We start from the raw sequence: 26,591 nt of genomic DNA on the forward strand, positions 1-26,591 counted from the left end.
TAAGATGGGAGTAGCTCATGTTGGTTTCTCCTGTACAAAATGGTGGTGTGGTAACTTCCATTTTACACGAAGCCTTCATGGGCCTTTTGTTTTTTAGGTGTCGCACTTCATTTTACAATCCGTCAAGTAAAAACGTTCTTTTCATTCACGCAGCAGTCTCCCTTTCCTATCAGGCATAACAAAAAGAGCCCGTATGCTCAATAAAACAGCATACGGGCTCTTAACTTGTTAGTCCTAAATGGACATGCTAAGTGTCTTTATTCGCTTCCTTCTCCAAACGGAGCTGCTTGTATTTCTCCGCATATTTGCTTACGCTGTGAACAACTGTTGCATGAGACCAAGTTAGCGGTGCTACGGATAGCGGCGATCCGTCATACGGATTTAACTGCTCAGGCAGCATGCCGCTTTGCAAAGCATGATCTGACACCCATTGCAAGGTTTGGCGCGGTCCTTCGAGCTCTTCAAGCGATTTCGCAGAATCAATCTCAAAGTTAGCCACCCAGAGCGTACAAATAATCCAAGGATTCCCCGGCACCTTATCGATTTCTCCGGATTGCTGGAAGTAATAATCATTCGTATATCTGGCAATACCGCCGATATGCGTTTTGACCTGCAGGCCTTCCTTGATTGCAAGCATCGTCTGCACGACGCGATAATCATCAACCGGCAGTACACCGAACTCCAACACACCGAATAAGCTGCTCTCCAGCGTCATGTCCTTCACCCAGCGATTATCCTTCTGGATTAGGCCGCGAGCGAATCTTCCCGTTTCCTCATCCCACAAATGGGTGATCATCCCTTGCTTAATCATTTCAGCCGTACTTTTGTAGTGATCGCTCCGTTCATAATCACCGAACAGGTCCGTGAAATATGAAGCAGCCATCAGCCCGCCATAAACGGATGCCACGGTGTATGTCCATATCCCGTACCGCTCCTCCCACAAATCATAGCTCGGCTTCGGCAGAGACAGCGAGGGCTCAATATAAGAGCTTAAGAAAGCAGCAGCCTTTCGAATGAGGTTGCTGTATAAGGATTGCGGCAGCTCAATGACTTGATTCCTCGAATAATCCTTCCACAAGGCGAACAGGACAAGCGCTGTTTCATCCTCTTGAATCGGCAATCGCCTGCTTCCCTGTACGATATAAGGATGCCAGCTCGATCCCACTGTTCCGTCTGGATTGTATTTATGGTACAGGTAGCCATCGGGCGACAAGGCTTGCGCGCAGAAATGAAAAAACGGTGCAATAACGCTCTGATATCCTGCCATTGACATCGCATCCGCGATTAATGCGCCGTCACGCGGCCACATATAGCTATAATGATCGCGGTTATATTGCAGGATGTCCGTATCATTCGCAGCTAATATGGCTCCGCGCTCATCTACTTGCGTACGGACGAGGAGCAGGCTTTGTTTGAACATTTTTACAACGTCATGCGGCAAATCACCAAGATCCGATTCTGCTCTGCTTAGCCAATGCTTCCAGTATACCACCATGCGGCTAAGCAGCTTTTCCGGATGGTTATCCTGTACGTATTGGTTCAGCTCCTTCACCTCTACGAGGTTTTGGCCGATTGACATCCAATAGTAAATCGTTTTTTCATTATGCGGCGGGACGAGCGTACGGAAGCTGATCGTGCTGTCAACCGAGCCCTGTGCTATTGAATTGCCCATCAATACGCCGTCTTCAGCGTCGCGCCACGTACCCTCTGCAGAATGAAACCTTTTGATGCCGGTAGAATACTGCGTCATGCCGCCTTCATCCGAAAAACCGTTGAACATGAAATAATTGTTCCGCTTGTAATGATACAGCGTATGGTTTTCCGGATAATACACTGCTGTATCCCCCACCTCAGAGCCATCGATCATTAAGTCTTGATGAAAAAACAATCGAACCTCTTTCGTGACATCAGACTTGTTGCGGATTACAACCCGTTTGATATAAATGCATTCCCGTTGATGAATGCCGTCATTCATATGAAGCTCAATGCCTAATCCCTCATGCTTAGCTGTAATATTCGTAACTAGCGAATCATCGATATAATCCAAATCAAACTTCCACTCCGGCTCATCCAGCCAGCTAAAAGCACCCTCAACCCAAACGCCTAAACGGCAATATTGACCGCCTACGTGATTTAACTGTCCAACAAAAGGATAATATATATCCCGAATGTAACAGTGCTGATCCAAATTAAGGAGCATCTTTCCGTTGCCGATTACAAGATGACGGGCCATGATTCTTTCTCCTTTCGATGCGCTAAGAGTTGTGAGTAAACGGATATATAGGCTTTGGCGGAGCGATTCCAGCTGTAATCTTCATTACTGCCGTTACTCACGATTTGCTTCCAGACTTCCTCATTGCGATACAGAGCAAGTGCTCTGCGCATGGTGTACATATAATCATGCGCGTTGTAATTCGCAAAGCTGAAGCCGTTTCCTTCGCCAGTATATTCGTTGTAGGCTTGTACCGTGTCCTTTAGTCCGCCTGTCTCGCGAACAACCGGTACGGATCGGTAGCGCAGCGCCAGAAGCTGACTTAAACCGCATGGCTCGAATTGTGAAGGCATTGCGAATATATCCGAGCCTGCGTAAATTCTGCGGGCAAGTCGATCATCATAGCCAATCCATACTTTGAATTTGTCTGGATAGCGGTAGGTCATGTCATTAAAAAACTGCTCGTATTTCGCGTCGCCTGCTCCTAGCAGTACAAACTGCACATCCTCTTGCAGCAGCAGCTCCTCAAGCGTTGCTGCAATTAGATCGAATCCCTTCTGCTCGACTAAACGGGACACAATACCGACAAGCGGGATATCCTCCGATAGCGGAAGTCCCAACTCCCGCTGGAGCTCGACTTTGTTCTTGCGTTTCCGGCTTAGCGAATCGCGGTAAGGTACCTCAAGTGCTCTGTCGTTCATTGGATCGAACAATTCATCATCGATGCCATTCACAATGCCGATCAAATCCTGGGAACGGTATCGGAGCAGAGAGTCCATTTTCTCGCCGAAATATTCGGTTTGAATTTCTTCCGCATACGTGCTGCTAACCGTTGTCAGCTTGTCGGCATATACGAGTCCGCCCTTCATGCAGCTCCCTGCGCCATGGAATTCCAAGCTATCGGCCTGGAACATGTCATATCCGACGCCAAGCAAATCCATGAGCAAGTCAATGCCGAACAATCCTTGATATTTCAAGTTATGGATGGTGAATACCGACTTCGTATATGCCCACGCCGGATCGTAATAATATCTTGTTTTGAGCAAAAAGGGGATTAATCCCGTTTGCCAATCATGGCAATGCACGATATCTGGATGGAAATCCATATACCGCACAGCCTCCATCACCGCAAAGCAGAAAAACACGAATCGTTCCGCGTCATCGCCATAGCCATACAAACCTTTGCGCTTGAAATAATGCTCATTATCGATTAAATAATAGATCACACCATCAAACTCTGCCCTTAGCAAGCCACAATATTGATTGCGCCAGCTGAACGAAACCGTAAAATGAGCGACCTGCTCAAACTGCCCGATTAGCGCAGCCGGAATCTCATCATATTTCGGTAATACGACTCTGGTATCAACGCCCCGCTTGTTCAGCGCCTTAGGGAGCGCCCCTGCAACATCGGCAAGTCCGCCTGTCTTCGCAAGCGGTACCGCTTCAGAGGTTGCGAACAAAATGTTCATAGGATTCTCCTTTCTTATGGACGCCGCATCAGCAATGCATCAACCCAATCAGAAACAGCGATCTATTTCCTATCACGGTGTATAGCATTATTCGCGGCCATATATAAATTTAAATGATTTTTCGTTTCCCAGCTAAAAACGGCGAGCTTGCCGCTCCTCGTATATCCCTCTCGGCTTCAACCCGAACATCCTTGTCCAAAATGCTGTGCTGCAAAAAGCTGTCCTCGCCAATAATGCCGTTTTGCATGACGATGCTGTTGCTTACGATAGCCCCCTTCTGAACATGTACTCCTCGGAACAGAATGCTGTTGACGACAGTGCCTTCAATCCGGCAGCCGTTAGCGATTAACGAATTCGTTACTTTGGAGCTTCCTAAGTAACGTGCAGGAGGCTCATCTTTGACCTTTGTGAATATAGGCCCAGGTTGATAGAAAAGCTCCTTCCAGATATCCGGGTCTAACAAATTCATATTGTTGCGATAATAGCTGCCAATCGTATTGACTACGCCTAAGTAACCCTCGTACATGTATCCGAATACCTTTAATTGATCCAGTCTTGAGAAAATAGCATGCCGAACGAGATGATCCTGCCCTTGTGCCAGTGAGGTTTCTACCAGCTCCATAAGCAGATCCTTCCGCATGACATACATCTCCATGGAGTTGATGTCGCTTGCCATACGGCCGTAATGGTCCTGAATTGCCGTTATGCGGCTTTCGTCGTCCATTTTCACCTTTCTGGCTTTGCCGGTGAGTAAATCATGCTGCTGCTTGCAGACAACCGTAATGTCAGCTTCGCGCTCCAAATGGAACTGAATGACTTTCTCAAAGTCGATATTGCATACCATATGGCTGCGTGTAATAACCACGTAATCTAGTGCAGCGCGATTGAAATAATCACGTTGTTGATAGAAATGATATAAATCACCGCGGCTAATTTCTTGAATATCATCCGTTGCAGGCGGTAGAACGAATAAACCGCTTTGACGATGCTGCAAATCCCAATGCTTGCCCGATCCAAGGTGGTCCATCAGCGAACGATATTTGGTATGCGCAAACACGGCTACTTTCGAAATGCCGGAATTGACCATGCTTGACAGCACGAAATCGATGAGGCGGTATCTGGCGCCAAATGGAACGGTTGCGAGGCAGCGGCCTTGCGTTAAACGCTCCAGTTCATCCGTCTCATGGATTAAATTAATGACGCCCATGACTTTATGTTTCATGAGTGCTCCACCTCCTGCAGCAAATGATCGTTCGTTACATATTGATCCACAGCGATAACCGTAATGGCATTATCATCCGGGCTTCCGATTGTGACACCGGCCTGAATGACCGCACCCTCGCCTATAATAGCCCGATAAATGCGCGCGCCTTCACCGATTCTCACGTTCGGCATAACAACGGATTCCGAAATAACCGTATCTTTGCCAGCCTTGACCCCATAGAACAATACGGATCGATCTACGCTGCCTTCGATTAAACACCCTTCCGTAATTAAAGAAGCAGAAACCTCGGCATGCGCTCCAATATGCTGAGCTGGCTGATTGGGATTTACGGAGTATATTCTCCATTCATCATCCGCGAGCTCCAAAGGAGGTTCATCAGCAAGAAGATCCATATTCGCTTCCCATAGACTTTCGATCGTACCGACATCCTTCCAATAACCCTTGAACGGGTAGGAATGCAGCCGTTTTCCATCCCGCATCATTGCTGGGATCAGATCCTTGCCGAAATCATGGCTTGATGTGCGGCTTGCTTCATCGTATATCAAATATTTTTGCAGCTCAGACCAAGTGAAAATATAAACGCCCATGGAAGCGATATTGCTCGTTGGATTTTTCGGTTTTTCTTCGAACGCCGTGATACGATCCTCATCATCAATGTGCATGACGCCAAATCGACTTGCTTCCTTCCAGTCGACCTCGATGCCGGCAATAGTAACATCGGCGCCAGAGCGCTTATGATGCTGGAGCATCAATTCATAGTCCATTTTGTAAATGTGATCGCCAGAAATAATAAGGACATACTCCGGATTATAGGGCTCAATGAAGGACATATTCTGATAAATGGCATTCGCGGTTCCTTTGTACCATACGCCGCCTTTTTGCTTCATGAACGGCGGCAATATCGTCATTCCCCCGTCCCTTCTATCGAGTCCCCAAGGGCTCCCGATGCCCAAATAACGGTTAAGCTCAAGCGGTTGATATTGGGTAAGCACGCCTACAGTATCAATTCCTGAATGCGCACAGTTGCTCAAAGTGAAGTCGATAATTCTGTATTTCCCGCCAAAATAAACAGCTGGCTTCGCCAAATCCTTCGTAAGCACGCCTAATCTTTTACCTTCTCCGCCTGCGAGCAGCATAGCGATCATTTCTTTACGGCCCATGGACATCAACTCCCTCTCAAAGTGTGTTCCCCGATTCTAAGGTGATGAACAGGAATGCCAAGGGGGGTAAATGAAGCGTAATGCTTTGTTCGTGTCCGTGCCAAGATACCCGTTCGCTATTGTAGCTCTTCTGTACAAGTGATTCCGTTCCGCCAAATTGCTTGTCGTTGCTATTCATTAAAGAGCGATAAGCACCTGGCTCTGGAACGCCGATACGAAATTCTCCGTAGTCATTCCTAGAGAAATTGGCAAGAACGATAGTAAAGCTCGAATTGCCGCGGCGGATAAAGGATATGACGGATTGCTCCGCATTATGAACGTCAATCCATTCAAAGCTGTCATGTTCGCTGTCCCGCTCCCAAAGCGAGGCTTGGTCAACGTACAGGCGGTTTAGCGTTTTGACGTAATGATGCATGCTGTTATGCATTTCGTATTCCAGCAGCATCCAGTCCAACATATCGCCGTCCTTCCATTCGTCAAACTGGCCCCATTCACTGCCCATGAATAAAAGCTTCTTGCCTGGATGGGTCATCCAAAAACCATAAAAAAGCCTCAATTGGGCGAATTTCTCTTCGTAGCTGCCAGGCATTTTGTTCAATAGTGAACGTTTTCCGTGCACAACCTCGTCGTGCGAGAGGGGTAGAACGTAATTTTCAGAAAAAGCATAAAGGAGCGAAAATGTGATGAGATGGTGGTGGTTTGAGCGTTCGGACGGATCAAGCTCCATATAGCGCAGCATGTCGTTCATCCAGCCCATATTCCATTTAAAATTGAATCCGAGGCCGCCTTTGTAGGTCGGTGCCGTTACGGCAGGCCATGCGGATGAATCCTCAGCAAGCATAAGCGTATCGGGGTAATAATGAAACACGGTTTCATTGAGCTTCTTGATGAAGCGGAGAGCATCCAGATTGTCTGGGCCGCCTAAGTAGTTGTATGTATGCATTTCGGGCGGTTTATCCATGTGCAGATTAATCATGCTGGCAACAGCGTCTACACGCAAACCGTCAATATGATACATTTCCATCCAGTACATCGCATTCGAAATGAGGAAGCTGACGACTTCTTCCTTGCCGAAATCGAAAGCAAGCGTTCCCCATAGCGGCTTCTCGGCACGTTTGGCATCCGCACCTTCAAAGATGGGCGTACCGTCAAACAGGCGCAAGCCGTGGTCGTCTTTGCAGAAATGGCCGGGAACCCAATCCAAAATAACGCCTATTCCGGATTGATGGCATTTGTCTACGAAACGCATCAGCTGCTTTGGCGTACCATAGCGGCTCGTCACGGCATAAAACCCCGTAATCTGGTAGCCCCATGATTGATCAAAAGGATGCTCTGCGATTGGCATCAATTCAATATGCGAATAGCCCATTTCTGCGACGTAGGGAATAAGATCATCTGCCAGTTCTTCATACGTAAAAAAGTCTTCTTTTCCTTTGATTTTCCAAGAGCCGGCGTGAACTTCATAGATAAGCAGCGGGTTAGTGTAGGCGGGAAGCTTCTTTTTTTTCTTGTTCCACGTGGAGTCCTTCCACTTATACCCGCTTAAGCTTGTCACGATAGAAGCTGTACCCGGTCGTCGCTCAGCGAAGAAAGCGAATGGATCGGCCTTTCTAATCATGCTGCCATCCGGCGTGACGATCTCGTATTTATACAATTCGCCTTCTCCGATGTTAGCGATGAACAATGAAAAAATGCCCGTTTCATCGATTCTTTCCATCTCATGCATAGTACCTGTCCATTCGTTGAAACCGCCGATCACTCGGACCTTTGCTGCTTGTGGAGCCCAGACTGTAAAACGAACGCCGTCTGTACCGTCCACTCGTACGAGGTGAGCACCCATAAAACGGTAGCTGTGGTAGGAAGTGCCTTGATTAAACAAATATAAGTCCTTGTGCGAAAGCCCGTTTGATGCCGTTTGAACCATTCTTTGGTTTCACCCCCTGTTGGATGATCAATGACGAGTCAGAATCAGCAGAGCGTGCTATACTTTATCCATATTATACATGGTTTGGTGAAAAAAACACAGTCGTTTTCATAGAATTCGACAGTATTTTTTATTCCGTGTCAGATTAAGTGACATTACTCTGACTTGGTCCCATAACACGTTGGATATAATAGTGCTTTGCACAGAACCCCTTCGTTATTGATGCATTAGTGCAGTTTACCCATTTGCAGTTAGAGACCTGCTTTACTCTACGAGGTCTGACCGTATTGGGATCTCCGTGCCTAAGTAACCGTTGGTGGTGCATCGCACATAAATCTTTCGCTTTGATTGGCTTCAGACAGTTTTCTATGCTGCAATAATTCATGTTCAGTCCCCCTGAGTGTTGCCATTTAGATAATTTCTGATTGCTATGTCTATCTGCTATCATATTATCGGGAAAATGAAATAGAATAAAGCCTGCTGTACGTTTGTTTCAGGCGGTTTAGACTAAATTAAACGCCATATACACCGTGTAGGTATACTTTAAGCTACCGAGTTTAATTAATTAAACCAAAAAGCCCATTCTGAAACATGTACGAAAATGCCAAAATCACGTACTTGTTTGTTGTGATCGTCTATTTTATACTTTTAATTGATAATTAGGTAGAAAAATGGAAATAAGAGGAGGATTTATATTTGTCGATTTACAGTCAAGTCTTTCAATTGCTTCATCAGCCTATGCTCATCATGAGTCAGAATGAACTTGATGTCCGGATCGTAGACGCCAATCAGGCATTTCTAAGACTTTCTGGTTATACTCTCGAGGAACTTCAGTCCAAAAACGGCAGATATCTACTTCAAAAATACAATATCGACACTACGATTCAGGTTGTAAAAAGCGAAGTAATTCTGCAAACGAAACTAAATCAACAAATATCCGTCCGCGTTGACCAGCAGCCATTGCCGGCTTGCCCGGAGGATGGCTGTACCTGTTCCTTTGTTATTTTCGAAAATTTGACCCCCTACAAATGGATCGAGCAGCAAGCGGAGAAAAACAAAGTATTGATCAGCGGCATCGTAGACCGTCAGCAGCATATCCGTTTTTTGAGAGATAGCTTAGCTCCCCTATTATTTGAACCCGATCAAAAAATGCAAAATGAAACGCTTATGCAATTCATAGATGATTCCGAGCATGTGAAAATTATGAAAATCATTCAGGAAACCTACCTGCTTAAGAAAGAACGAAGCTTAACGCTCAAGACTAGCAAGCTTAGCGGAATTGAATTGGAGCTCTCCGTCACTTTCGCCCCGATTGTGGACGGATTCGGCGAAGCGCATGAGTTCGCGTTTGTAATATGGGATTTGAAGCCAGTCGACGATCAAATTGACGCTTCGTTGAAGCTTCGCATATGGATGGCCAAACGAGACATGACAGCCGGCCATTTGTCCACGGTAACGGGCATTTCCATTCAAACGATATCTAAGCTGCGCAATGGCAAAATAGTAAAGCCCCAAAGACTCACAGCAGAGCTGATCGCTTCGGAGCTTCAAGTGGACGTGCAAGAAATTTGGTCAGAGGTCAGAAAATAAAACTACCGGATAAAGGTAGTAAGCTCATCTGTGTACAGGAGATGCAGCTCATGCATCGCCCTTGTACAAGCGGTGTAGAACAATTTCCGTTCGCTTTCGCGTCCATAATGCTCTTGATTGGCGTTTCCGATAATAACGGCATCAAACTCCACACCTTTAGCCAAATATGATGGGATGACGATAATGCCTTTCTCGAATGTGACGGTTTCTTTTTCGATTAACCTGACGCTTGGCAAATAAGCCAGCAAAGCAGTGTGCATGCGTTTGCCCTCTGCCGCTGTTTTGCAAATAACGGCTATTGATGAATAGCCCGTATCCACCAGCTTGTTGACACGGCTGTATACCTCGCTTGCGATTTGCGTCTCATCTTCCACCTTCGTAATCGTCGGTTCTTCTCCATCACGATTGAATGGCTCGATAAGGTCTCCGCCTTCGATCATCTTGCTTGTGAATGCTACTATCGGCCGGGTAGAACGATAGCTTCGTGCCAAAATGATTTTTTCAGTTTCTTCCTCGCTGAATAGATCCGCTAACGGATCAAAACCGTTCCCTGATACCGCATGCGCGAATATCGACTGATTGAGATCCCCTAGGACGGTCATTTTGCAATTTGGGAATATGCGCTTGAGATAATGATATTGGAAAGGCGAATAATCCTGAGCCTCGTCAATGAACAAGTGCTTCACAAGCGTATTCGTATGAAAACCTTCTAGCTTTTCTTTTAGATATAAATAAGGCGTCGCATCCTCATACAAAACTTCACCGCTATTAAGCTTAGCCAGCGTTTGCTCGCTAATATCCGCCCAGTTTTCCGGAAGCTCGTGCGAACCATCCAACGCTTGCTTATACGTTGCCGCATCGGATTCGAACAAGCGCTTATAGATCACCGGAACATCTAAGAAGAGCAATCGCTTCACGCGTTTTCTCAGCTTTTTGAATTTCGCCTGCACGACCATCGCTGCCAAAAAGTCCCGCTCCGCATCAAAATCATCGAAAGAATTGCCGGCAAACCGATTTTTTCGCTGCAATTCATCAAAGGCCTTCGCGTATGCTTCCTGATCGAGCAGCTCGATCTCCTCATGCACCCAATCCTGCTCGCGTTCCTCTCGGCTGAGCCTCGTCAGCTCCTTCAGCATCCATTCCGCGGTTAGCCGCATTCGATTGCCGATAGATACCGTCCGGTCCAGCTTATAGAATTGCTCTTTAATCGCCTCTTCGCTAATTAAAGTACGTCCCTTAAAGGTGATCGCTTTGAAAGAGAGACCGGCCTCACTAAGTCCAGCAGCATAGCTGTCAATCAAATGCATGAACGAAACGCCCGATTTATACGTAATGCCGTCGATTCTCGCCTCATAGCCCGGATCATTGGTTTCTGCTAGGGTATACTCCATTTGGGAAAATGGATCTTCAAGTGCAAACGTTTTGCCCAGCCTATGCTCCAAATATTGCTGGTACGTCGTTTGCTGCATATTTTGCTCGCCTAACTCAGGCAGTACGGTTGCGACGTAGCTGTTGAACATAGGGTTTGGGGAGAAAAGAACAATTTGATCCGCTTGAAGAATGCCTCGGTAACGATAGAGCAAATAGGCGACACGCTGCAGCGCTGCTGACGTTTTCCCGCTTCCTGCAGCTCCCTGGACAATCAGCAGCCTTGCCCGTTCATTACGGATAATTTGGTTTTGCTCGCGCTGGATTGTCGCTACAATGCTTTTCATTTGAGCATCAGACTGCTTGCCGAGCACCTCCTGCAGCAGCTCATCGCCAATGGTGACACCGGTATCGAACATACTACGGATTTGACCGTCGCGAATGATGAATTGACGCTTAAGTGTCATCTCACCCTTGATTTTCCCGCTTGGCGTTTCGTACGCAACTGGTCCAGGCCCTGAGTCGTAATAAAGGCTGGAGACGGGTGCGCGCCAGTCATAGATGAGATATTCATATCCGCTGTCATCAAGCAGAGAGCCCACTCCCAAGTAAATGGGATCTGCCTTTTCTTGCCCCTCCTCCGCTAAGTCAATCCTTCCGAAATAGGGGGAGTGTTCGAGCTTCAACAACGTTTTCAGCTGTTCCTCGATATGGCGATGGCTGCGTTCCCGCTCCGAGAGCACCTCCGCTTGCTGCTTCATGCTCGCATGCGATTCAGCAGATTCCGCTGCATCCTCGAAATTCAACGTTACGTCATCCCAAAAATTACGTCGTATGTCCACGATATCGTCACGCATGCCGCCTACCTGTGCTTGGAAATCCTCAATTCGAGCTCGAATGACTTCCGTCACTTGATCGACGCGCTGCTGCTCTATCGTTCGTTCCTTATTAATATTCGTCACGAAATCACTCCTTACGGATTTGTTATGCTTTTGGATAATTCGTTCGCCTTCAAAACGGTATCATCCATTTTACCATCTTCTGCCGATCAATGAAATGCGGCAAAAACTATTGCCGAGGCTGATCAGACCGTTTATAATGACAAAGGCAGAAATGGAAGTAACCAATATCGACTTAATGCAATCCGCGGTTCGCAAACTCCCGCGTTATCAAAACTAGGAGGTAACAAAGCAGCATGTTTAACTTGTGGTTTGGCGCGATTTTTATGCTCGTGCATTTTTCATTATTTTTGCTTTCCTATCGTTTTTTCGGTCGGATAGGCATCTACGCTTGGATCGGCATGGCAACCGTGCTTGCCAATATCCAGGTCGTCAAAACCGTTGATATCCATGCTTTTGGCATCGTCATTGCCATTACGCTTGGCAATACGATGTATGGCACCATTTATTTGGCTTCGGACTTGTTGAACGAGAAGTACGGGGAGAAAGCTGCCAAAAAAGCGGTCTGGTTCGGTTTTTTCACGCTGGTTGCCACGACCATTATTATGCAGATGGCTCTCCTCTTTAATCCGTTAAACGAACCGTTTCCACTCGAAGTGCAAAGCGCGCTCGAAACCTTATTCGGTCTAATGCCGCGTATCGCACTCGCCAGCCTTTGCGCCTATTTCGTAAGCCAGTTTCTGGATGTAAGGATTTATTCGTTTCTTAAGCGAGTATGTCCTGCCCCTAACCAACTATGGATTCGCAATAACGGCAGCACGGCGGTTAGCCAGTTAGTGGATACGTTTATTTTTTGCACGATTGCTTTTGCAGGGGCGCCTGGCTATGACAGCAAGCTATGGCTTTCGATTTTCCTGTCGACCTATGTCATCAAATTTATCGTTTCGATTTGCTCAACGCCATTTCTTTATGCGGCAAGAGGCTTTGTTTTCCGAGATGATAAAACCCCATAAGGTTGGAAAAGCGGGATGCCTACTGCCAGGCATCCCGCTTTGTCTCCATTCTGCTTAAGGCGCGAATCCAATGTCATCCAGCATAATTTTGCCTGGACCGTCCAAGAAACGGAACGTGATCGTTTTAATTTCATTCACGGCAATTGTCGTATTATCTGTGCCGAATTGTTCCAACGGCAAGGTGAACGTTTGAAACACAGGCTCCGTTGACTCCTTATATTTTTTATTTTTCATACGATCTTCAAGCCAAGAATATGTCATGAACGAGGTGTATGCTGGCGGCGTAACCGGCATAAGTTCTGCTAGTTCTACCTCTGCACGCTCGCCCTCGGAGGTCGTAACTTCAATTTCAACAGCAGGCAGCGGCGGAAGCTCGCTCACATGGGATTGGTCCCCGTCAACGGCTTCAGAAGCGTCAGCAATCTTCTCAGCCATTATATCACGCTCCAAGTTTGCCATCGAGAAAACAAGCTTAGTCCTGGTTGTATCATCGTCTTGTAATCTTGTATGCACAGGGAGCTCAAGCTCATATTGCGCGCCCGCTGCATCCCATTCGAGTTCCATGCCTTTCGTTCCTTTGTTATTGCCGTCTCGATCCTCAGCAGCTGTAATATTCCAATTAGTCATGCCCGAAACAGCAGCCATACCCCCGCTTTTTAGCAGCGTTTTCCCCTGTCCGTCGTCATAACGCGTGACAGCCTCAAAGTCCGATGCCTCGTATCGGTTACTGTACGATGTTTCTGGCAGCCATGCCAGCCCGTAGCGGTAATCGGCAAATAGAGGCTTGTAGCTGGACTCACCTAGCAGCGTCGCCTGCAGAAACGCTGATACGTACACCTTGGAAATAAGACGCTGCTCATCCGCTTGCAGCAGCTCTTTGCGATTCAAAAACAACCCGCCCGGCGGTCGTTCATCCATTCTTCCCCACGCTGAATTAAACTGGCTGTGGTTCGCATCAGCTATATATAATGCCGCCTTAAACCGATTTGAATCGTTTGAAAAGGTTGTGCGTCCATACTGGCGGTCGCCATAAAAGTTGTTTACGTCAGCGTCTCTTGCTCCCTGCAGCGTCAAATAATTAACGCCTGACAATCGTGCCGATTTATCGTCTACCTGCTTATCTGTCGGAGCGATGGCGACAACGGACTGAATCGCAATATCGCTTAAACTGTCAAGTGTTTGATCCTTGCTGAACCACCGATCAGCATCAGCGGCCATAGCCACGGCTTGTCCGCCTCTTGAATGGCCAATCAATGCAACCTGACCAAAATCAACTTGACCTGACAGTGGATTTCCTTGCGCTGCGTGAAACGACTTGATTTGCTGCAAATGCTTGAGCAGTACCCATGCTCTTACCTTCATATCATTGTTCGGGATTCCTGACCAAACGGAATAATTCAAGAAATTCTCATCTACGGACACCGCAATGATGCCTTTGCTTGCAAGCAGCTCGCCTAGATAACCATAACCGCCATCCGAGAAGTCCTCCATGAGATGATTCCCATGGACGATAAGCGTTAATGGGAAGGGGCCGTCGCCTTTCGGCATCCAGACACGCCCATTAAGCGGAAGCTCTCGCTCATCAAATCCCCAAAACCATGTTTTCAGCTTTGACCATTTCGTAATGTATGAAGATGCATCGACTTGAACTGATTGGATATCTATATTCTCGCCGAACATCTTCCTATGCTTGTCATATCCGCTGCCATATGTGAAGGCTTGAACCGCATATGCGCCTTTCTCGGCAGGGTTCACCGCATCCGGCAGGACAATACCGCTTGCCTCGGCAAGCTCGCGCTGAGGGGTTGCTGCTGGCCCCGTCCAATCAGCAGCTGTATAGGTAATAACGAACGCTGCAGCAAATAACAGTCCAATCGCTGCTTTGTTGATTGGCCTTATTTTTAGATGCATGAACAGCGCCAGCAAATACCCCATCCCTAAGCCGATCAATGTAAAAATAACGGAAAATAAAATAGCCATTATGATGCCAAACTCCGCGAAATATAAAATTAAATAAGTTTCCACGGCTGCATAGATGAATGCCGCCATCAGTTTTCGCGGCAGCGGTACGTACATAAGGGCAAATAGAAACGAAACCAACTCGACAGCCACACTCATTGCAATGAAATTAACCGATAAGAAGACAAGAATATCAATTCCTATACCAAAGCCGGTCGGCATGCCAAGCACTGCTGCAAGCATAGCCAGCGATGCAAAAAAAACAAGGCTACCCTTAGCGACGCGCGAACTGTATCCGTTACGTTCGTTCCGCGCAGCAAATCTCGATTTTATCCAAGCATACGTTCTTTTCCGTCTGCTTATCGGTGGTTCCGCATAATGATGCACAGGCTGTTCAGGGACTTGCGATTCTAATTCCATTGTGCTCCTTTCACGGTTAGCCAGCTCCGGCCTTCTCGGCGATCAATCTCGACTGGTACAGAGAAAAACTCGCTCATTAAGTCAGACGTCAGCACCTCGGATGTATCATTAGCCGCAAACACTTGTCCTTCCTTGATCAGCAGCGTTTTTGTAAAACAAGGCAATATCTCTTCAACATGATGGGTAACGTAAATGATCGTCGGCGAATCGTCTTCTTTGGCTACGGAAGCAACCATATGCAGTAATTGTTCCCTCGCAAACACATCTAGACCGGTACACGGCTCGTCCAGTATGAGCAGCTTTGGCGATGCCATCAACGCTCTTGCGATTAAAATGCGCTGCCTCTCCCCTTGCGAGAGCGTATCGTAAGTTCGGTTTATTAAAGCCGTGCAGCCCAATGATTCCATCAATTCTTCTGCTTTTTTTTGATCCCCCGCATCCGTATGATCGTACAGGCCAATCGTAGCGAACTTCCCGCTAAGCACGATTTTCAGAGCGGTTTCACTGCCATACAATTTCTGCTGCAGAGAAGTGCTTACCCAGCCAATGCTTTTTCTTAGCTCGCGCAAATCAAATTCTCCGAATGTCTTGCCAAGAACCGACATCTTTCCTTCAGTTGGCCAAATATACCCGTTGATCATATTTAAAAGTGTCGTCTTGCCAGAGCCATTAAGCCCTAGCAGACACCAATGCTCGCCGCTTTTCACTTGCCAATGTATATCCTTCAAAATCCGTTCACTGCTGCGTTCCCATGAAACGCTCTGTATATCTATAATCATTGTAAGCACTCCTGTTCATTGACCATAGCTGTCTCTAAAAATTTGACTTCGATTATCATATCGACCATTATTATAATACAACGATTCCAATCATGCACGGAACGTGTCGTCTTTTACTCTACCTATGCCTATACATACTCGTAATATCAGGAGTGAACTTGCTAATGAAAACCAACCAATTGAAGCAATGGGCTCATTTTTTTCTTACTTATAAATTTGCGCTTGATGCCGTAGAAACGAAGCTTAATATTTTGAATGAAGAATTTCAATTTATACATGACTACAACCCAATCGAGCATATGAAAACCCGAATTAAAGCTCCGGAGAGCGTCATGCAGAAGCTGCAGCGCAAAGGACTGCCGATCACGCTGGAAGACGCGAAAGAGCATATTCGAGATATTGCTGGCGTACGCGTGATATGCTCCTTCTCGACCGATATTTATCAGATCGTGGACATGATAAGCAAGCAAAGCGATGTTCGCGTTGTCGAGTTGAAGGACTATGTCATTAACCCGAAGCCTAACGGCTATCAAAGCATCCATTTACTCATTGAAATTCCTGTTTTTCTGACGGATCGGACAGAAAATGTACTCGTTGAAATACAAATCCGTACAATAGCGATGGATTTCTGGGCAAGCCTCGAGCATAAGATCTATTATAAATTCAATGAACAAATTCCGCCACATATTCAAGAGCAATTAAAAGGCTCAGCCGATATGATTCATCTCCTTGACAGGCAAATGCTGGCGCTTAATGTGGAAGTGCAGAAGCATCGCGAGCAAGCGCTCAAATAAAAAGAAGCTCCGACCCATGGAAATGGGCGGAGCTTCTTTTGTTAAAATATAGGAAAGTATATCATTTCGCCAACTTTCTCTATATTTCTACGCGAAACGTAAGCTTAGCCGCCAGTGGAAGGCTTCAGCCTTTACGCTTGTGATCCGTTAGGTTATCGCGTAATAAAGAGGAACGATGATTAAATTCAATGCCAATGCTATAAGTCCGATTGCCATAGACCAACCCCCGAGACCGCGAGCGCCTTGCCGGTAAGCCATATAGCCGAGCACTGTAGCTGTAGCTCCCATCAATACCGGCCAAATAAACCATGACGCAATCGCAAAAACTAGCGATACCCATCCAAGCGCATATCCGCCCGCTCTCGTATCTGCCCGCTCCGCTCTCTCCACATGCCGGTCTTCTCTCCGCTCCGTCTGCATAACAGGATTTCCCACTGCAAAATCTGTAGCCATTTCTTCATTTACGTCAAGCAAGCGATCCGTCCCCATAACAGGATGGCTTGTTCGTGCCGACCGATCTCGATCATCCAACAATTTTTTATAATCGTCTTCATAATTTCCCATCGATCATCACTCCTTAGGTTTGAAAGTCAAGCAGCACGTGGACTTGGATTGCTTGGCTTCATCTTGATGGAATAGGCCAAGCTCGTCTCCAGCAAATTCTTCGTTGAAATTGGCGCCTGCATGCTGATCGATTTCAATATTGATTGCACCTGCACCGCAGTTGTTGCCTTCTTTCCAGAAGCTGCAATTCGCTACACTACATGACACGCCTTTCGGCATAAAAAATCACCTCCACTATCAAGTTTCCCTGAGTGGAGGTGATTCATTCTGCCTTATTTTTGTCCTTGCATGCGGCGCTGCGTCATATAATCATTTTCGTAATAAGACAACTCGTCACGCAGCTCCTCGAATACTTTTGATACGCTAAGTACGATGCCGCGGGACTCGCGAGTAGGCTTGAAGCGGAACCGGATGGCATCCTGGCCCGTATAGGCGTAACGGCCATCTTCGGAATAGCACTCGTTCTTCGGATAGAAAAACGCGCTTACGCATTGATGGTAAACTTCATACAGCACGCGTTCCGCATAATCAGTATCGAAATTGGGACGTCTGAGCAATACTCCCAGCTTTTCAACCGAGACTTCAGAAAATACCAATAAATGTCTCAAATCGGATAAAAGGCCTTTGTAGAAATTTTGAGCGTCTTCCCCATTATCTTCACTGGTTAATTGGAGCAAAGCGTTGTTATTCAGAAACGGCTCTAATTGATTAACCGCATCTTTAAGCTTCGTTCGAGTTGATTCCGTTAGCGCTTTGACGTTAGCAGTTGGCATATAGGTAGTTCCCCTTTCATAATCCAAACACGCGTAAAAACTACAATCATTATTATCGTACCACAAATTACAATGAAGTGGTACTGGCGATTAACGGATTCATTCGCATATTTTCAGCCTTGGAACCCGAACCTATAGATTAGTATCTGCTCTAATTCAGAACGATCAATGGAGGTTTCCGACATGCTTAGAAAATGGATTGGCGCTTTAACCATTCTAGCCCTGGCAGCTCTGCTTATACCTACAACTCCTTTATTCGCGCCTAAAGAAGTCAAAAAAGAACCGCAATCCTCAAGCTTCACAGCCAAACGGGAGCATACGCTCAAAATAGCCGCCGTACAGTCTGACTTGAAAGCTACGGCGATGCTCTGCGCCTCAGAGTGCTCGAAAGATTTTCAAAAGCTCATGCATGCATCTATGGGTTCCAAAGCAGCTGCCAGCCAGCAAATCCAGCATATGATGCATGAACATATGCATATGAGCTACATCAGCTGGATCTCGGGAAAACGAAGCGTAGATCGTGGTGTTTTGCCCAAAACGGATAAAAATCAAATAGAAGCCTATGTAAAGGATGCAAAAGCTCAGGTAAGCAAAGGGGCCAAATATGAATCCGATGCCGTAACCGCGAAGGATGGCAGTCGTTATATGGTGCTTGGCGTTCCGGATGCGAAGCATGTCGGAATTGGCGTAGTAGGCGTCATCAAGCAGGACATTCTTAAATCCGTTGAGCAGCATCAGATGCGTAACTTGCGATTAATTCCCTACCCCGCTGAAGGAAATTACAAGATTGAATCCGTTAAACCGAATTCAACCATTGATACGGCCGTGCGCAGCGGCGAGGATAACGGGAATGCCAGTCATTATCATATCCGCGATGTTGTCGTCCATTTCACGAAACCCTTGACTCCAAACGAGCTCGAACGTGTCAAAAGAGACATAAACGCGGAATCCATGAAGCAGGTTGGCGATACCTTTATATTCCGATCGAGAAATATCGAGACTGACCAGCTCGTTCAATATTTTAAACAGACTTGGAATACCGAATATACAGAGCCCCATTATTTGTATATGACCAATGAGAGCACCTCCATCGTTCCCAATGACGCCTTATACTCCGAATATCAATGGAACCTGCCTTCCATTGAAACCGAGAAAGGCTGGAATATATCCAAGGGCAATGAAGAGGTCATTATTGCGGTGCTCGACACTGGCGTGCAAAGCAACCACCCTGATTTGAAAGGGAAAATAACAAAAGGCATCAACATCGTTGATGAAACAGCAGAACCGGACGATGACGTCGGTCATGGCACGCATGTTTCGGGAATTATCGGCGCTACCGTTAACAATAGCGAAGGCGTGGCAGGATTATCCTGGTACAACAAAATCATGCCGATCAAAGTGCTGGACAGCAGCGGAGCGGGCTCAACCTATTCGGTTGCACAAGGCATTATTTGGGCAGTAGACCATGGGGCAAAAGTGATTAATATGAGCCTCGGCAACTACGCGCAAGCTGATTTCCTGCATGATGCCATCAAATATGCCTATGAGCATGATGTAGTCATGATAGCTGCAAGCGGCAATGACAACACGGATCGCCCAGGCTACCCTGCCGCTTATCCGGAAGTATTCGCTGTTGCTGCCACGGATAGCAATAAGGAAAAGGCGTCATTCTCCAACTACGGCAATTACATCGACGTGGCTGCTCCAGGCGACAGCATCGCAAGCACATACCCTGGCAGCCAATATGCCGCGTTATCTGGAACATCCATGGCAAGTCCGCACGTGGCTGCGTTAGCTGGTCTCATTCGTTCCGTCAATCCGGAATTGTCAAATGAGGAAGTGATGGAGCTTATGAGAACATCGGCAAGTGACTTAGGCGCGAAAGGCAAGGACGATTATTTCGGCTACGGCGAGATCGATATCGTGAGGGCGCTCCAAGCAGCTTCAAAGTTCGGCGGAGCCTTGCAAACTTATCCCGACCAAGTAAAAAGGCGGCTTGAGCGAATTGCATCGCAGCCGGTGAAATAAAAATAGACACAATAAAGCACCCGTCGCATGCGATGGGTGCTCTTTGTTAGTTATAAAGTCGTGCGGAAAGTTTGCCGTAAGCCGGGTTCTGTACTTCTGGTGGTCCAAACGGGAACGACCCTCCCACGATGAAGCGACAATCATCTATCTAGGCCGCACATTGCTATGCGGCTCCAGCAACCAACCCGGACGCGCCTCAGGCTAAGGCTGCAGCTTAGGGGCTGCGGCGTCCTCTCGGTCTTGCTCCAGATGGGGTTTACCAGGAACATAGTCACCTATGCTCCTCGTGGTCTCTTACACCACGGTTCCACCCTTACCTGTACCGGCATAAAGCCGGCCATCGGCGGTCCATTTCTGTGGCACTATCCTTCAGCTCGCGCTGACTGGACGTTATCCAGCATCCTGCCCTGCGGAGCCCGGACTTTCCTCTCGCGGCAACAAAGGCCGCCAGCGATTGTCTGTCAAACTTTCCGTGGCATCGTTAAGTATACAAGCAATCGGGCAAAAGCTCAACCCTCAAACGATTACCATATTCAAATCGTTGCGCGCATCTCATGGATGCACAGCTTTTCAAATGAAAATAAAGGGCTCTGTATGCAAGGTTGATGCAATAGCCTTGGTTTCAGATTTGCTGTCTGCAAGCTGTTCATTCAGCCACTCTGCTACCTTGTGCTTCATGACCTTTTCGATGTTATGGCCGGGATCAATAATCGAAATGCCTGCTGCAAGCGCATCATGCGCCGTATGATAATCGATATCTCCCGTCACCAATACGTCAGCTCCGGCGAAGATTGCATGCCTTACATATCTCGAGCCAGAGCCTCCAAGCACGGCAGCCTTCCGGATCACTCGGTCAAGCTTTCCGACGACGCGTACGGCTGGAACATCGAAAACCTCCTTCGCTCGTTCAGCAAGTTCACCAAGCGTCAAGGGTGCCAGCAGCTTGCCTGCACGTCCGAGTCCGAAGGATCTACCCTTCAAATCAACCGGATATAAATCATAGGCCACTTCTTCATACGGATGAGCTTTCAGCATCGCTTGCACTGTCTTGCGGTGTACGCTGTACGGAACAATCGTCTCGATTCTTATTTCTTCCGTTCGTTCAAGCTTGCCCTGTGACCCGATATAAGGCTCTGTACCCGGTCCGGGAACAAAGGTGCCCGTACCCTTCATATTGAAGCTGCAATTGCTATAGCTGCCAATTGTGCCTGCTCCCGAGCGCCAAACAGCCTCTAAAACCTGCTCATGATGGCTTTCGGGAACAAACACAACCAGCTTGTATAATTTATCCGTATGGACCTCTTCCAAGGATTGTCTGCCTTCCGGCATAATGCCGACAAGGTCAGCTATCCAATCATTGATCCCGCCGTCCGCAACATCCAGATTAGTATGTGAAATATAGACCGCAATATCATTTTTGATGAGCTTCTCGTACAATTTCCCAGCTGCCGTTGAAGTATCCAGCTTGGCTAGTGGACGATAAATAATCGCATGATGTGCGATGATGAGCTCTGCCCCTGTTTCAATGGCTTCCTCGACAACTGCATCCGTAACGTCCAATGCAACCAAAACTTTTGTAATCGGTTTATTTAATGTGCCCAGCTGCAGGCCGATTTTGTCATTCTCAACCGCATAATGCTTCGGTGCAAGCTGCTCCATTAGCTGGATGACGGATTGTCCGTTCGCAAACATTGCAAAACCTCCTTAATCACATTCATTTCGGCCAGAAACTGATCCCGCTTTATGGCCGATTCGGGCAGCTCAGACGTCGCGAGCTGCCCGCAAATCCGCTCCAGCTTGTTAAGCTCATGCTGCCATTTCCTGAACAAAACCTGCTGAGGCTGACGCAGCAAATATGGTCCCATTTGAAGTTGAATTAGAAACCATTGTTCTACTCCAAGCGTCATTTGTTTGTTGCCCGAATGATACAATTCATGGTTGCGTTTCTCTGCATCATTGATGCGAACAGCATGCAGAACTTCATAAATCTTCCCATCCTCTTCGAGAATGCTTTCCGATTTAAGAAACCAATTATGCTTCAGCAGCCATTTGCGCACGAGCTCCTCGCCTACATTCGGCTGCAGCACAAGCTCCGTTACTCCTTCAAGCTTTCCAGCAGCATAACCCGCTTCAAGAATATCACTCATTAAGCTTCCGCCCATGCCGGCTATCGTAACCGTCTCCGCTTCATTTGGAAGCAGCACGCTGAGCCCATCTCCTTGGCGAACGGTCAGACGTGCCGTTAAGCCTGCATCCGCCCCTTGCTTTCTAGCTGCCTCGTATGGTCCGCGATTAAGCTCTCCAGCAATGGCAGAAGGCGACACATTCGCCTGAAGCAGATAAACGGGAAGCATGGCATGATCCGAGCCGATATCAGCTACTCGATTCCCAATCGTTACATAATCCGCAATCTTCTGCAGACGTTTTGATAATTTCAACATTATACAACCCACACCATCCATCGTTTTCGCATTAAAAATAACAAGCCGCCGCCAATCGCGATTTTAATGATTAGCTGCAGCTGCAGCCAAGCCATTACATCAGCGAACATCACGGCATATAGCTCCGGCATGAACCAAACTAGCGAGCAAGTCACAAAGAGCACTGCCGATACAGCTTTTGACCATCGATGCATAAACCAACTGCCCCAACCAAACAAACAGGCGATCGGCAGCCAGTATAGCTGTATTTCATACCACTTGGAATCTGCCGTAAACTCCGATAGAAGCCAAGCGTATACAAGAACAACCGCAAGCCAGCCGCTAAAATGCAAGGCCGGTATACGTGCTGCAATTCCGTATGTAATCCAAAAGATTGCGCTAAAAGCGAGCAGGCCAGTTCGCCAGCCCCAATGGTCTAGTCCATGGTAATTCAGCATGTATAATCCTCCCCCAAGGAGGAGCAGCATGCCAGTGCTTGTGATTGATAATCCAGCTGCTTCGTTACGCCCTCTCAGACGTTGTCCGATGCGTAAAAAAACAACCGTTCCAAGCGCCACAACAGCCATTTGCAATAGCGGATGAAATTCGTTAAAATAAAGCACAACAAAGGAAATTAAGGTAAAAGTACCAAATGTAAGGAACCATTGCATTCCCGTTGCTTTTTGCACAGCAGCAATTGCTTTTCCCACTGTATTTTGCTGAACTTTGTTTGTATGGATCGTATCTTGATCAGCATATAAATTCAGCAGAAAGTCACAGTATTGATCTGGAAGCAGCTTGCTGCGTCTCCAATGATCAATTTCTTTCACGATAATTTGCCGACGATCCTCATTCATCGTATTTCGCTGTCCCTTCGGTCCCGATTGGCCTATATCTAATTATAAGTTGTATGAGGCCCGTTCTTTAGAAAAAAGACCTTGCTGCAAGAGCAGAAAGGTCAATATCCCAAACATATCGTATTTATTCAAGGAAATCCTTCAACCGCTTGCTGCGGCTCGGATGGCGAAGCTTGCGCAGTGCTTTGGCTTCAATTTGGCGGATACGCTCACGAGTCACGCCAAAAACCTTGCCTACTTCTTCAAGCGTTCTCGTACGGCCGTCATCAAGTCCAAAACGAAGACGCAAAACGTTCTCCTCACGTTCGGTCAAGGTGTCCAGCACATCCTCAAGCTGTTCCTTGAGAAGCTCATAAGCTGCTGCATCAGCAGGAGCAAGCGCTTCTTGATCCTCAATGAAGTCTCCCAGATGAGAATCGTCTTCTTCCCCGATTGGCGTTTCAAGCGATACTGGCTCTTGCGCTATTTTCATGATTTCCCGAACTTTTTCCGTACTTAGCTCCATCTCGGCAGCAATTTCCTCTGGCGTCGGTTCACGCCCAAGCTCTTGCAGCAATTGACGGGATACCCGAATTAATTTGTTGATGGTTTCCACCATATGAACAGGAATCCGAATCGTACGCGCTTGGTCAGCTATCGCGCGAGTAATCGCCTGACGAATCCACCATGTCGCATACGTACTGAATTTGAAGCCCTTCTGATGGTCAAACTTCTCGACAGCTTTGATCAAGCCCATATTGCCCTCTTGGATCAAATCGAGGAAAAGCATTCCACGGCCTACGTACCGCTTCGCGATACTAACGACTAACCGCAGGTTTGCCTCAGCCAATCTACGTTTAGCCTCTTCGTCGCCATTCTCGATACGCTGTGCAAGCTCGACCTCGTCATCCGCAGAAAGAAGCGGAACCCGACCGATTTCTTTTAAATACATCCGTACAGGATCATTAATTTTAATGCCTGGCGGCAATGCAAGATCATCATCGAAATTAAAGTCATCCTGCTCACGCTCTTGCTCTTCCCCTTGGGCAGCGAGTGGATTTTCTTCATCGTTTTCGTTCAGTACCTCAATCCCAAAATCATCGAGCTGTTCGAAAAATTCATCAATTTGTTCAGGATCCTGATCGAACGGAGCCAACTTATCCATAATTTCTTTATACGTCAAAGATGACCTCTTCTTGCCTTGTTCAATCAACTGATCCTTCACATGATCCAGTTTTTGTTCGGTGTCTAGTTCAGTATGTTGATCATTCGCCATATTCCGACTCCCTCCCCCCTAGAAACGATCTTCCTGTCGACCTTTAAGCTGTCTCTCTAGGGTTATAATCTCACTTGCTATTTGTGCTGCTGCCAGAAAATCTCCGGTACGCTCAGCGCGCACCATTTCTTCTTTCTTACGATCAATATCTAGGTACTGCGGAACCTTTAGGATGTCTTGAATATAAGCGTTCATCGTCGTATCGTCGAATGGAAAGTCACTGTCCATCATCAGAATCGATGCTGCTGTGCGCTCCAATCGATCATCGAGCAGCGTTGCGATGAAACGACTCGCATCCGGATCGTAGCCTTGAGCAAAATAAGCGTATAAATAAGCAGCAAGAGCTGCGTGATCCTCTACATTAAACGCATCGCCTAAACGTTCATGAACCGCTTGTGCAACTTCCCTATCCCGCATCATGACATGCAGCAACCTTCGTTCTGCATGCGTATAAGCGGGCATTAGAGTAGGCGGTCCAGACTTTCGGGGCTTTTCATTCCTACCATTATTCCACGAATTGTCGTTATTATCCCCTTGCGGTTTCTTTTTTTGCAGCTCTAGTCTAATTTGGTGACAGTCCTGCTTCAAGGCGTCAAGGGAGATATCGAACTCACGGGATATTTCCTTTAAGTAGACCTCGCGTTCTGTTGATGAATCAAGCTCCGCAACAATTTGTACCGCTTCGAGCAGATAGTTCTTTCTACCTTCTTCTTTTAGCAGTATATGGTTTTTCCTTGAATATATAAGCTTAAATTTTGTTACCGATACCGGCTGGTCCATCGTATCCCGCAGGAATGCTTCCGGGCCATATTCACTTATATAATCGTCGGGATCCTTGCCTTTCGGAAGCATCGCCACCGACACTTTCAAACCCGCGCCTTCCAGCATCGGAATTGATTTGTGCGCTGCTGCTTGTCCTGCATCGTCACCGTCGTAGCAGATGATCACTTCCTCGGCTTGACGCTTGAGAATAGCGCAATGCTCTTCGGTCAAAGCCGTTCCCATGGTCGCAATGCCGTTTTTGACACCTGCACTCCATGACTTAATGACATCCATGTAACCTTCAAACAATACGACCTGCTTGCTCTTGCGAATAGCAGGGCGCGCATTGTGCAGGTTGTAAAGTGTTCTGCTTTTCGTAAACAGCATCGTCTCCGAGGTATTCAAGTATTTCGGCTGTCCTTCGCCTATAATGCGACCCGCAAACGCGGAAGCTTTGCCGTCTCGATCCCAAATCGGAAACATAATGCGATTACGAAACCGGTCCACATATCCACTCCCGTCAGCTTTCGCCGAGAGCAACCCGCCTTTTTCCATCAGTGCTAAGTCGAAGCCCCGATTCGTCAAAAACCGAGCAAGCAAGTCCCATTCCTCAGGCGCGTAACCGAGCATAAAATGATCGATTAGCTTATCACTGAGATTCCGCTCCCGCAAATATTGCTTAGCGGCCTGACCCTGCTTTGTATTATTGAGCACATGATGATAAAGCTTAATAGTAAGCTCATGCGCTTCAATAATTTTGGCTCGGTCTGCATCATGCGGAGTGGCTTTGCTTCCTTCGGGAGAGCCCCATGTTATGGGCATTCCCGCATCGAGCGCTAGCAAGCGAACGGCTTCGGGAAAAGAATAACCTTCCATTTCCTCATAGAAGCGAATGACGTTGCCGCCTTTCCCGCAGCCATAGCAATGGTAAATTTGGAGCTCCGGCGTAACTGTAAACGAGGGAGTCTTCTCCGAATGGAACGGACATAACCCCTTCATATATTTGCCGTGCTTCGTGAGATGAACGTATTTCCCGACCGTCTCTACGATGTCATAATGCTTGCGAACCGCATCAATGATCTCCTCCGGTATTTTATTACCGTATGTCATCGTTCATCAC

Annotated in this window: 20 protein-coding genes and 1 other RNA gene; 4 read left to right on the forward strand and 17 right to left on the reverse strand. The window is 47.1% G+C overall.

Features of this window, described 5'->3' with window-relative positions:
• Positions 1-247: 247 nt before the first annotated feature.
• The 5 genes from FHS16_RS05485 to glgB form a co-directional block, all read right to left on the reverse strand.
• Positions 248-2,233, reverse strand: a complete 1,986-nt coding sequence (locus FHS16_RS05485; RefSeq protein ID WP_183559747.1) for a glycoside hydrolase family 15 protein — start codon at positions 2,231-2,233, stop codon at positions 248-250.
• Positions 2,215-3,681, reverse strand: coding sequence for a glycogen synthase GlgA (gene glgA / locus FHS16_RS05490; RefSeq protein WP_183559749.1), 1,467 nt, complete (start codon positions 3,679-3,681; stop codon positions 2,215-2,217). Before glgA ends, FHS16_RS05485 begins: the two co-directional genes overlap by 19 nt.
• 109 nt (positions 3,682-3,790) lie before the next feature.
• On the reverse strand, positions 3,791-4,903 hold the full coding sequence (glgD, locus tag FHS16_RS05495; protein WP_183559751.1) for a glucose-1-phosphate adenylyltransferase subunit GlgD: 1,113 nt from the start codon (positions 4,901-4,903) through the stop codon (positions 3,791-3,793).
• Complete coding sequence (locus FHS16_RS05500) at positions 4,900-6,066, reverse strand: glucose-1-phosphate adenylyltransferase (RefSeq protein ID WP_183559753.1); 1,167 nt, start codon at positions 6,064-6,066, stop codon at positions 4,900-4,902. The genes glgD and FHS16_RS05500 overlap by 4 nt, the downstream gene beginning before the upstream one ends.
• 16 nt (positions 6,067-6,082) lie before the next feature.
• Positions 6,083-7,990 (reverse strand): 1,4-alpha-glucan branching protein GlgB, encoded by a 1,908-nt coding sequence (gene glgB, locus FHS16_RS05505; RefSeq protein WP_183559755.1) that lies wholly within the window; start codon positions 7,988-7,990, stop codon positions 6,083-6,085.
• A 696-nt stretch (positions 7,991-8,686) separates the two neighbouring features.
• On the opposite strand from glgB, the gene FHS16_RS05510 reads away from it, so the two are divergent.
• Positions 8,687-9,580 (forward strand): helix-turn-helix domain-containing protein, encoded by an 894-nt coding sequence (locus FHS16_RS05510; protein ID WP_183559757.1) that lies wholly within the window; start codon positions 8,687-8,689, stop codon positions 9,578-9,580.
• A 2-nt stretch (positions 9,581-9,582) separates the two neighbouring features.
• On the opposite strand, the gene helD is transcribed toward FHS16_RS05510, so the two are convergent.
• Entirely contained in the window at positions 9,583-11,910 is a 2,328-nt protein-coding gene (gene helD / locus FHS16_RS05515) for an RNA polymerase recycling motor HelD (protein ID WP_183559760.1), read from the reverse strand.
• 233 nt (positions 11,911-12,143) lie between these two features.
• On the opposite strand from helD, the gene FHS16_RS05520 reads away from it, so the two are divergent.
• Positions 12,144-12,860, forward strand: a complete 717-nt coding sequence (locus FHS16_RS05520) for a queuosine precursor transporter (RefSeq protein WP_183559762.1) — start codon at positions 12,144-12,146, stop codon at positions 12,858-12,860.
• Between the two features lie 54 nt (positions 12,861-12,914).
• Here the strand turns inward: FHS16_RS05520 and FHS16_RS05525 are convergent, their stop codons facing one another.
• Together FHS16_RS05525 and FHS16_RS05530 are read right to left on the reverse strand one after the other, a co-directional pair.
• On the reverse strand, positions 12,915-15,239 hold the full coding sequence (locus FHS16_RS05525) for an alpha/beta hydrolase family protein (protein WP_183559764.1): 2,325 nt from the start codon (positions 15,237-15,239) through the stop codon (positions 12,915-12,917).
• Complete coding sequence (locus FHS16_RS05530) at positions 15,230-16,018, reverse strand: ABC transporter ATP-binding protein (protein ID WP_183559766.1); 789 nt, start codon at positions 16,016-16,018, stop codon at positions 15,230-15,232. Before FHS16_RS05530 ends, FHS16_RS05525 begins: the two co-directional genes overlap by 10 nt.
• Positions 16,019-16,182: 164 nt before the next feature.
• Here FHS16_RS05530 and FHS16_RS05535 point away from each other — a divergent pair, with 164 nt between their 5' ends.
• A complete protein-coding gene (locus FHS16_RS05535; protein WP_183559768.1) occupies positions 16,183-16,812 on the forward strand; it encodes a GTP pyrophosphokinase in 630 nt (209 codons plus the stop codon).
• Positions 16,813-16,959: 147 nt separating this feature from the next.
• Here the strand turns inward: FHS16_RS05535 and FHS16_RS05540 are convergent, their stop codons facing one another.
• Genes FHS16_RS05540 through FHS16_RS05550 form a run of 3 tightly spaced genes read right to left on the reverse strand, consistent with a single transcriptional unit; the run spans position 16,960 to position 18,149 of the window.
• A complete protein-coding gene (locus tag FHS16_RS05540) occupies positions 16,960-17,376 on the reverse strand; it encodes a hypothetical protein (protein ID WP_183559770.1) in 417 nt (138 codons plus the stop codon).
• A 6-nt stretch (positions 17,377-17,382) separates the two neighbouring features.
• A complete protein-coding gene (locus tag FHS16_RS05545; protein ID WP_183559772.1) occupies positions 17,383-17,595 on the reverse strand; it encodes a DUF1540 domain-containing protein in 213 nt (70 codons plus the stop codon).
• A 53-nt stretch (positions 17,596-17,648) separates the two neighbouring features.
• A complete protein-coding gene (locus FHS16_RS05550; protein WP_183559774.1) occupies positions 17,649-18,149 on the reverse strand; it encodes a YpuI family protein in 501 nt (166 codons plus the stop codon).
• A gap of 183 nt (positions 18,150-18,332) precedes the next feature.
• Between FHS16_RS05550 and FHS16_RS05555 the strand changes: the two genes are divergently transcribed.
• Positions 18,333-20,177 (forward strand): S8 family peptidase, encoded by a 1,845-nt coding sequence (locus tag FHS16_RS05555; RefSeq protein WP_183559776.1) that lies wholly within the window; start codon positions 18,333-18,335, stop codon positions 20,175-20,177.
• A gap of 62 nt (positions 20,178-20,239) precedes the next feature.
• Here the strand turns inward: FHS16_RS05555 and rnpB are convergent.
• From rnpB to dnaG, 6 genes are all read right to left on the reverse strand, one after another.
• Positions 20,240-20,647: RNase P RNA component class A (gene rnpB / locus FHS16_RS05560), an RNA gene on the reverse strand.
• A gap of 100 nt (positions 20,648-20,747) precedes the next feature.
• On the reverse strand, positions 20,748-21,869 hold the full coding sequence (locus tag FHS16_RS05565) for a Nif3-like dinuclear metal center hexameric protein (protein ID WP_183559783.1): 1,122 nt from the start codon (positions 21,867-21,869) through the stop codon (positions 20,748-20,750).
• Positions 21,836-22,618 carry a tRNA (adenine(22)-N(1))-methyltransferase gene (locus tag FHS16_RS05570; protein ID WP_183559785.1) on the reverse strand — a complete coding sequence of 261 codons (783 nt, stop codon included), beginning with the start codon at positions 22,616-22,618 and terminating at the stop codon, positions 21,836-21,838. The genes FHS16_RS05565 and FHS16_RS05570 overlap by 34 nt, the downstream gene beginning before the upstream one ends.
• Complete coding sequence (locus FHS16_RS05575) at positions 22,618-23,454, reverse strand: hypothetical protein (protein WP_183559787.1); 837 nt, start codon at positions 23,452-23,454, stop codon at positions 22,618-22,620. Before FHS16_RS05575 ends, FHS16_RS05570 begins: the two co-directional genes overlap by 1 nt.
• Before the next feature lie 124 nt (positions 23,455-23,578).
• Complete coding sequence (gene rpoD, locus FHS16_RS05580; RefSeq protein ID WP_053376806.1) at positions 23,579-24,709, reverse strand: RNA polymerase sigma factor RpoD; 1,131 nt, start codon at positions 24,707-24,709, stop codon at positions 23,579-23,581.
• Between the two features lie 18 nt (positions 24,710-24,727).
• A complete protein-coding gene (gene dnaG / locus FHS16_RS05585) occupies positions 24,728-26,581 on the reverse strand; it encodes a DNA primase (RefSeq protein WP_183559789.1) in 1,854 nt (617 codons plus the stop codon).
• Positions 26,582-26,591 lie beyond the last annotated feature (10 nt).

This window comes from Paenibacillus endophyticus, from assembly GCF_014192395.1.
Classification (GTDB): Bacteria; Bacillota; Bacilli; order Paenibacillales; family Paenibacillaceae; genus Pristimantibacillus; species Pristimantibacillus endophyticus.